This window comes from Craterilacuibacter sp. (assembly GCF_051659485.1).
In the GTDB taxonomy this organism is placed as follows: Bacteria; Pseudomonadota; Gammaproteobacteria; order Burkholderiales; family Chromobacteriaceae; genus Craterilacuibacter.
The window spans coordinates 1-2,080 of the sequence record NZ_JBOFOO010000179.1 but is presented as its reverse complement, the minus strand read 5'-3'; the positions used below and the strand labels follow the sequence as shown (position 1 = coordinate 2,080).

General features: G+C 63.9%; 3 protein-coding genes. All 3 read left to right on the top strand.

Features of this window, described 5'->3' with window-relative positions; all coding sequences use genetic code 11:
- Positions 1 to 120: 120 nt before the first annotated feature.
- The 3 genes from ACRC1E_RS06465 to ACRC1E_RS06455 are packed head-to-tail and all read left to right on the top strand — an operon-like array spanning position 121 to position 1,852.
- The gene (locus ACRC1E_RS06465) at positions 121 to 681 is read left to right on the top strand and encodes a YqgE/AlgH family protein (protein WP_438514293.1); all 561 of its coding nucleotides are present in this window, start codon (positions 121 to 123) and stop codon (positions 679 to 681) included.
- On the top strand, positions 674 to 1,111 hold the full coding sequence (ruvX, locus tag ACRC1E_RS06460) for a Holliday junction resolvase RuvX (RefSeq protein ID WP_438514292.1): 438 nt from the start codon (positions 674 to 676) through the stop codon (positions 1,109 to 1,111). The genes ACRC1E_RS06465 and ruvX overlap by 8 nt, the downstream gene beginning before the upstream one ends.
- Positions 1,112 to 1,120: 9 nt before the next feature.
- Complete coding sequence (locus tag ACRC1E_RS06455) at positions 1,121 to 1,852, top strand: S-methyl-5'-thioinosine phosphorylase (protein ID WP_438514291.1); 732 nt, start codon at positions 1,121 to 1,123, stop codon at positions 1,850 to 1,852.
- Positions 1,853 to 2,080: the final 228 nt, after the last annotated feature.

The following is a 2,080-nucleotide window of genomic DNA, read 5'->3' as shown; positions in this document are numbered from 1 at the left end:
CTGCGGTGTTGACGTGAATGTGTCAGGCCGAATCCCGAATCCCGAATCCCCATTCCCCATTCCCGGGCCCTTCGCCTTTCGTACTTGCCCCGCATCGCCTTGCCTACCCATAATGTCGGCATGAGCGACCTCACACTTTCCAATCATTTCCTGATTGCCATGCCCAATATGGCCGATCCGCTATTTGCCAAATCGCTGCTGTATCTGTGCGATCACGGCGAGCATGGCGCCATGGGGATCATCATCAACAAGCCTGCCGGCATCAGCATGGGCAAGCTCTTTAGCCAGATCGGGCTGGTGCTGGAGGACGGGCCGGTCGCCGACGCGCCGGTGCTGTTTGGCGGGCCGGTGCAGCCGGAGCGCGGTTTCGTGCTGCATACGCCGCTGGGCGACTGGCAGTCCACCCTGCATATCAACGACACGCTGGCGCTGACCACCTCGCGCGATGTGCTGCAGGCGGTGTCGGGCGGGCAGGGGCCCGGGCGTTTGCTGCTGTCGCTGGGCTACGCCGGCTGGGAAGCCGGGCAGCTGGAGCAGGAAATCACGCAAAACGCGTGGCTTACCGTCGAGGCCGACCCGGAAATCATCTTCGCGCTGCCACCGGAAAAACGCTATGCCGCAGCCATCGCCTTGCTGGGTTTCGACCCTGCGCTATTGTCGGGGGATGTCGGTCATGCTTGAAGGACTCTCCGGCACGGTATTGGGCTTTGATTTCGGCGAGCGGCGCATCGGCGTGGCACTGGGCGAGACCATGCTGGCTATCGCCCACCCGCTGGTCACCATCGATACCCTGGTCACCGATGAGCGCTTTGCCGCCATCGGCGCGCTCTTGGCCGAATGGACGCCGGTGGCGCTGGTGGTGGGCCTGCCCACCCACGCCGACGGCACACCGCACAATATGACGCGTCTGGCCACCAAATTCGCCAACCGCCTCAAGGCGCGCTACAGCCTGCCGGTGTTTCTGGTGGACGAACGCTACACCTCGGAAGTGGCCGGGAGCATGCTGAACGATGCGGGCCTGCGCGGACGCAAACAAAAACCGGCGCTGGATCAAGTCGCGGCGCAGACCATTTTGCAATCGTGGTTCGAAGGCGTCGGCGAGCGGGCCTGAGGGGGAATTATGCTTGCCATCATCGGAGGCCGCGGCCTCGCGCAATTGCCGGGGCTGGAGATCACCCATCGCCAGCTGATACGCACGCCCTATGGCGAGCCGTCCTGCCCGCTGACCTATGGCCGCATCGGCATGCAGGGCGTGGTGTTTATTGCCCGCCATGGCTATGGCCACTCGCTGGCACCGCATGAAATCAACTACCGCGCCAATCTGTGGGCGCTGCATAGCCAGGGCGTGCGCTGCATCATCGCGGTGGCTGCCGTGGGCGGCATTCGTGCCGACATGGTGCCGGGCACGCTGGTGTTGCCGCACGACATCATCGATTACAGCTGGGGGCGCAAGCACACCTTTTTCGAAGGGCCGGACCGGCCGGTGGTGCATGCCGACTTCACCCGTCCGTATTGCCCGCAAATGCGCGCCCGCCTGCTGGCTAGTGCCGCGCAAAGCGGCATTGCCCTGCTGGATGGCGGCGTTTACGCCACCACCCAGGGGCCGCGGCTGGAAAGCAGCGCCGAAATCCGCCGCCTCGAAGGCGATGGCTGCGACATCGTCGGCCAGACCGGCATGCCCGAAGCGGCGCTGGCGCGCGAGCTGGATATGCCGTATGCCCATCTGTGCCTGGTGGTGAACTGGGCGGCCGGCAAGGGTGAATCGGATGAAAAAATCGCCTTCGACCCGGCGGCGATGGGGCAGGGGGTGGCCAGTGTCGGCACGGTGATCGAGACTTTGTGCCGGATGTAAATGCATTGACGGGGTGCGCGGCGTTCCACCCTTCATTGATGGGTGCAGCGAAGCGTAACCCATCGTTGCCAACGGCCGACACCCATCAACAAGCTTCTTGCTCCATCCACCCTTGCGGATAAAAACCGGCGGCGACGTAGCGCGGGTAGCTGGAATAGGGCCAGTCCTGCGGACGCGTGACCAGGCCATGCTTGACCGGATTGAGGTGGATGTAATCGACGTGATGGC